The following is a 5,812-nucleotide window of genomic DNA, read 5'->3' on the forward strand; positions in this document are numbered from 1 at the left end:
GGTACGGGCGGCGGCGCTGAGCACCGGCCACCCCTCGCGGGGCAGGTGCGGCAGGCGGTCGTCGGCCAGCGCGGCGCGGGCCGCCCGGACGGCCTCGACCTGGTCGTCGGCCGCCAGCACCGCCTCGATCCGCAGTTCGTGCAGGGGCCGCCGGTGGGTCGGCCACAGGTACGGCCGGGCGAGGAAGCCCAACGCGCGGCCGACCAGCTCGTCGGCGGCCGGGTGGGCCCGGGCCAGCCGCAGCCCGGCGCGCAGCTGGAGCCAGTGCAGGCCGGAGACGCCGGGCGGGTCGATCCGGGCCGCGTCGGCGCAGGCCGCGTCGGCCTCGTCCCAGCGGCCCAGGGCGAGCAGCGCCTCGGCCTGGTTGGACAGCAGGTACGCCCCGCCGGAGCGGCTGATGCCGATCCGCCGCGCCTCGCTCACCCCGGCGGCGGCCGCGTCGGCGGACTCGGCGTACCGGCCCAGCTCGAACAGCACGTCGGAGAGGTGGACCAGCGCGCTGACCAGCGCCGGGGCGTTGCCGGCGGCGCGGGCCAGCGCCTCGGCCCGGCGCAGCTCGGCCAGGCCGAGGTCCGGGGCCTGGTCGGTGCGGCAGAGCATGGCGATCCGGGTGGGCAGCAGGGCGACGTCCTCGCCGACCGCCTCGGCGACCGTGCGCGCCTCGGCGGCGACGGCCGCGGCCAGCAGCGGATCGATCTTCACCAGGTGCGCGGCGATGTCGGCGAGGAGTCGGACCCGCTCCGGTCCGTCCGGCACCCCGCCCGCCAGCCGGTACGCCTCGCGCAGCTCGGCGCTGCCGTCGCTCTTGCCGAGCAGGGCGAGCAGCCGGCCCCGCCGGTCCAGCAGCCGGGCGGCGCGCAGCGGCGCGGCGTCGGCGTCCACCTCGGCCAGCGCGGCCCGGGTGAGGGTGAGCGCGCGGCTGTAGTCGCCGGCCGTGGTGGCGGCGTCCAGGGTCTCCTCCAGCACCGCCAGGTGGTCCATGCCGAGCCGGTCGGCGGCGTCGGGCACCAGCTCCCACAGCTCCAGCACCCGTTCCAACAGCCGGCTCTGCTCCGCGTACGCGTACCGGCCGGCGGCGGCGCAGGCCGCCGCGCGGGCGGTGACCAGGGCGCGGGGGTGGTCGTGGGCGGCGTACCAGTGGTGGGCCAGCTCGGCCGGGGCGCGGCCGGCGGCGACCAGGTGCGGCTGCGCCTCGATGGCGGCGGCGTACCGGGCGTGCAGCCGGGCGTGCTCGCCGGGCAGCAGTTCGTCGTGGACGGCCTCGCGGACCAGGGCGTGCCGGAACTCGTAGTCGCCGTCGGGGTCGGCGACGACCAGTTGGGCGGCGACGGCGGCGCGCAGCGCGTCCTCCAGCTCGGGCTCGGGCAGGCCGGCGACCTCGGCGAGGAGCTGGTGCGCGAAGCGGGTGCCGCCGGCGGCGGCGATACGCAGCACCCGCTGCGCGGCGTCGGGGAGCCGGTCGACCCGGGCCAGCAGCAGGTCGCGCAGGGTCTCCGGCAGGGTGGCGCAGCCGACCGGGTCGCCGGCCGCGGCCAGCTCCTCGATGAAGAACGGGTTGCCCTGGGTACGTTCGTGGACGTCGTCGACGGCGCGGGCGGCCGGCTCGGCGCCGAGGATGTCGGCGAGGATCGCGGCGGTGCCGTCCCGGTCGAGGCGGCCCAGCTCGATCCGCTCGACGCTGCGGGCCCGGTCCAGCTCGGCCAGGAACGGCCGCAGCGGGTGGCCCCGGTGCAGCTCGTCGGTGCGGTACGTGCAGACCAGCAGCACCCGGGCGGTGCGGGCGGCCCGGACCAGGAAGCCGATCAGGTCGCGGGTGGACCGGTCGGCCCAGTGCAGGTCCTCGATCACCAGCACCAGCGGCTGGTCGGCGGCGAGCCGGTGGAACAGCTCCCCGACCAGGTCGAACAGGTAGCCTCGGGGGGCGTCGGAAAGGGCCGGCCCGGCCGGCGCGGCGACGGCGGCCGGTCCCCGGCCCAGCTCGGGCAGCAGGCGGGCGAACTCCGGCTCGTACCCGTCGAAGACGCCGGGACCGTCGCGGCGCAGCACCTCGCGCAGCGCGGCGGCGAACGGCGCGAAGGGCAGGCCGGCCTCGCCCAGCTCCAGGCACTGGCCGACCAGCAGCCGGGCGCCGGCGGCGCCGGCCAGCGCGCCGAACTCCTCCAGCAGCCGGGTCTTGCCGACGCCGGCCTCGCCGCCGACCAGGACGGTGGTGGGTTCCCCGGCCCGGGCGCGGGCCAGGGCGGTGCGCAGCGACCCGACCTCGCCCTGGCGGCCGACGAGGACGGTGCTGGCGGCGCGTACGGTCACGGCACCGAGCATGCCACGCCCGCCGCCGGCACCGGCCCCACCGACCGGGCGGTCCGCGACCGCCACCCCGGTGGGGCCGGTGCTCGCCGCCGCAGCGGTGGGGCCGGTGCTCGCCGCCGCAGCGGCGGTGGCCACGGTCGTCACCGGCGGGCGGCGTCGGTGCGGCCCGGGCGGCTGCGGCGGCTCAGCCAGCTACGGCCGTGCCGGCGCGGCAGGGACCGGGCGAGCCGGGCCGCCTCGGCGTCGGCCTGGAGCTCGGCGGCGTGGCTGCGGTGGATGGAGAGGAGGAAGTCTGCGTCGTTGCCGAACATGTCGAGCTCCTTCGGGGTCGTCGTTCGCTGATGTCGACTTTCCGCGCGAAGGTGCCCCCGGGGCATGGGTGCGGTGCCTGATCTTCGGGCGTGCGCCCTCCTTACCGAGGCCGGAAACGCCCGCTGAGGCGGCGTAAGGTACTCAGCCGGCCGCGGATCATTCGCGGCGGCGGGGACCACTAGACTCTGGGGCATGGCAAAGCCCCAGGAGAAGGTCTCGTTCGGCCAGCGGCTGAAGCAGATCGGGATGGTGTTCCGGTTCACCGCCAAGCAGGACAGGTGGTTCGCGCCGCTGACCGCTGCGGCGGTGCTGATCCCGCTCGCGCTCACCGTGGTCGCGGTGATCCTCTGGAGCTGGATCTGGCTGCCGCTGGGCATCCTGATCACCCTGCTCGCCGTGCTGATCGTGCTCAACCTGCGGTCGAACAAGGCGATGATGAACGCCGCCGAGGGGCAGCCCGGCGCGGCGGCGCAGATCATGGAGAGCATGCGCGGCGACTGGCGGGTCACCCCGGCGGTCAGCTCCACCACGCAGATGGACATGGTCCACCTGGTGATCGGCCGCCCCGGCGTGATCCTGCTGGCCGAGGGGAACCCGCAGCGGGTGCGCGGCCTGCTCGGCCAGGAGAAGCGCCGGCTGGCCAAGGTGATCGGCTCGGCGCCGCTCTACGACTACGTGATCGGCCAGGGCGAGGGCGAGCTGCCGGTCCGCAAGCTGCGGATGACCCTGATGAAGCTGCCGCGCAACCTCCAGGGCAAGGACGTCAACGCCCTGGACAAGCGCCTCAAGGCGCTCACCGCCCGCCCGCAGATGCCCAAGGGCGCGATCCCGAAGAACATGCGGCCGCCGCGCGCGTTCCGCCAGACGCGGGGCCGCTGACCCCCGACGTACGCGAAGAGCCGGGCCCCTTCGGGGGCCCGGCTCTTTCGTGCCGCCCAGAGGCGGTGATCCACCCCGTTCCGCCGATCCGGCGGGATCCGGACGACCGGGACAGGCCCATGTCGGCGACCTGGAGTCGATCATGCCTCCGGAAACGCCCGGCGGCGCGTCAGGGGCGGGTGGGGCGGGGCGCGTCGGCGATCACCGAGCCGGTGAGCCGGTCGTGCAGGCCGCGCCGGTGCTCGTCCATCAGCAGCGCGGGCACCACCAGGGCGAGCAGCAGGCCACGCAGCAGCGCCCGGAGCAGCCCGATCCGGCCGCCGTCGGCCCAGCCGACGCAGCGCACCCTGGTGATGAACATGCCGGGGGTCTGCGCGAAGAGGCCGAGGAAGAAGCCGTACTCGAGGATCAGCACCAGCGGTGGGGCCCAGCCGTCGCTGACCGGGTCGGCGAAGCCGCGGGCGACCAGCAGGCAGAGCACCCAGTCGATCACCAGGGCACCGAACCGGCGGCCGAGGCTCGGCGGGGTGAAGGACGGGTCGGCGGCGGGCGGCACCGGTGCCGCGGCGTGCGGGTTGGTCACGACGGTCAAGGGTAGTCAGCGCCCCGTCGGCGGCGGCCGGGGCGGGCGGCGGACGCCGGATCGGCACGTATCGCAGAATCGGGCCAACCACATCAATTAGCCATACACCCTCCCAGCGGGTATCGTCCGAACGGTGACCCGCCGAGGGCTGAGCGGCGCCGATGACGCTCCGCGAGCGACGTAACACGGCGGAAACAGAGGAGACACGGCCGGGCAACCGCGCGGCCATAGCGTCGTCAGTGCCCAGCCACCGGAGTGGACGTGCCAGGAGGACGTGTGTTTGCCAATCCCGAGGAACTCCTGCGATACCTCAAGAACGAGGACGTGAAGTTCGTCGACGTACGTTTCTGTGACCTGCCCGGCGTGATGCAGCACTTCAACCTGCCGGTCGAGTCCTTCGACGACAGCGTCTTCACCGACGGCCTCGCGTTCGACGGCTCGTCGATCCGCGGCTTCCAGGCGATCCACGAGTCGGACATGCTCCTGCTCCCGGACGTCGCGAGCGCCTTCATCGACCCGTTCCGCGCGCAGAAGACCCTCGCGCTGAACTTCTTCATCCACGACCCGTTCACCCGCGAGGCGTACTCGCGGGACCCGCGGAACGTGGCGAAGAAGGCCGAGGCGTACCTGGCGGCCAGCGGCATCGCCGACACCGCCTACTTCGGCGCCGAGGCCGAGTTCTACATCTTCGACTCGATCCGCCACGAGACCTCCGCCCACCAGTCGTTCTACTACATCGACTCGATCGAGGGCGCGTGGAACACCGGCCGTGAGGAAGACGGCGGCAACCGCGGCTACAAGACCGCCTACAAGGGCGGCTACTTCCCGGTGCCGCCGGTGGACCACTACGCCGACCTGCGCGACAGCATGGTCCGCCGCCTGATCGACGCCGGCTTCACCGTGGAGCGCTCGCACCACGAGGTCGGCACCGCCGGCCAGTCGGAGATCAACTACAAGTTCTCCACCCTGCTGCACTCCGCCGACCAGCTGCAGCTGTTCAAGTACCTGATCAAGAACGAGGCCTGGGCAGCCGGCAAGACCGCCACCTTCATGCCCAAGCCGCTGTTCGGCGACAATGGTTCCGGCATGCACACCCACCAGAGCCTGTGGCTCAACGGCGAACCGCTGTTCTACGACGAGACCGGCTACGCCGGCCTGTCGGACACGGCCCGCTGGTACATCGGTGGTCTGCTGCACCACGCCCCGTCGCTGCTGGCCTTCACCAACCCGACGGTCAACTCGTACCGCCGGCTGGTGCCGGGCTTCGAGGCGCCGGTCAACCTGGTCTACTCCCAGCGCAACCGCTCCGCCTGCACCCGCATCCCGGTGACCGGCAGCAACCCCAAGGCCAAGCGGGTCGAGTTCCGGGTGCCGGACCCGTCCAGCAACCCGTACCTCGCCTTCTCCGCGATGATGATGGCCGGCCTGGACGGCATCAAGAACAAGATCGAGCCGCCGGCGCCGATCGACAAGGACCTCTACGACCTGCCGCCGGAGGAGTGGGGCGACGTCAAGCAGGTGCCGGGCTCGCTGCCGGCCGTGCTCGACGCCCTCGAGGCCGACCACGACTACCTGCTCGACGGGGGCGTCTTCACGCCGGACCTGATCTCCACCTGGGTCGGCTGGAAGCGCGCCAACGAGGTCGACCCGGTCCGCCTGCGCCCGACCCCGCACGAGTTCGCCATGTACTTCGACTGCTGAGCAGTCGACCGACACCGGCCGGGGCGGGGA

At 73.7% G+C, this 5,812-nt stretch carries 5 protein-coding genes; 2 read left to right on the forward strand and 3 right to left on the reverse strand.

Annotation, left to right across the window (positions count from 1 at the left end; translation table 11 throughout):
- Together KBX37_RS33140 and KBX37_RS33145 are read right to left on the reverse strand one after the other, a co-directional pair.
- On the reverse strand, positions 1-2,442 hold a 2,442-nt coding region (locus KBX37_RS33140), incomplete at its 3' end, for an AAA family ATPase (protein ID WP_307849304.1).
- A gap of 5 nt (positions 2,443-2,447) precedes the next feature.
- Entirely contained in the window at positions 2,448-2,618 is a 171-nt protein-coding gene (locus tag KBX37_RS33145; RefSeq protein WP_210779766.1) for a hypothetical protein, read from the reverse strand.
- 193 nt (positions 2,619-2,811) lie between these two features.
- On the opposite strand from KBX37_RS33145, the gene KBX37_RS33150 reads away from it, so the two are divergent.
- Complete coding sequence (locus KBX37_RS33150; RefSeq protein WP_210779767.1) at positions 2,812-3,498, forward strand: DUF4191 domain-containing protein; 687 nt, start codon at positions 2,812-2,814, stop codon at positions 3,496-3,498.
- A gap of 169 nt (positions 3,499-3,667) precedes the next feature.
- Here the strand turns inward: KBX37_RS33150 and KBX37_RS33155 are convergent, their stop codons facing one another.
- The gene (locus KBX37_RS33155; RefSeq protein WP_374103942.1) at positions 3,668-4,081 is read right to left on the reverse strand and encodes an RDD family protein; all 414 of its coding nucleotides are present in this window, start codon (positions 4,079-4,081) and stop codon (positions 3,668-3,670) included.
- Positions 4,082-4,357: 276 nt separating this feature from the next.
- Between KBX37_RS33155 and glnA the strand changes: the two genes are divergently transcribed.
- Entirely contained in the window at positions 4,358-5,782 is a 1,425-nt protein-coding gene (gene glnA, locus KBX37_RS33160) for a type I glutamate--ammonia ligase (protein ID WP_210779768.1), read from the forward strand.
- Positions 5,783-5,812 lie beyond the last annotated feature (30 nt).

The organism is Micromonospora sp. U56 (genome assembly GCF_018070095.1).
Lineage (GTDB): Bacteria > Actinomycetota > Actinomycetes > Mycobacteriales > Micromonosporaceae > Micromonospora > Micromonospora purpureochromogenes.

What these genes read in the sequence shown, in the direction of transcription:
- KBX37_RS33145 (WP_210779766.1), bottom strand. Translation starts at nt 2,618, where the DNA reads ATGTTCGGCAACGACGCAGACTTCCTCCTCTCCATCCACCGCAGCCAC.
- KBX37_RS33150 (WP_210779767.1), top strand. Translation starts at nt 2,812, where the DNA reads ATGGCAAAGCCCCAGGAGAAGGTCTCGTTCGGCCAGCGGCTGAAGCAG.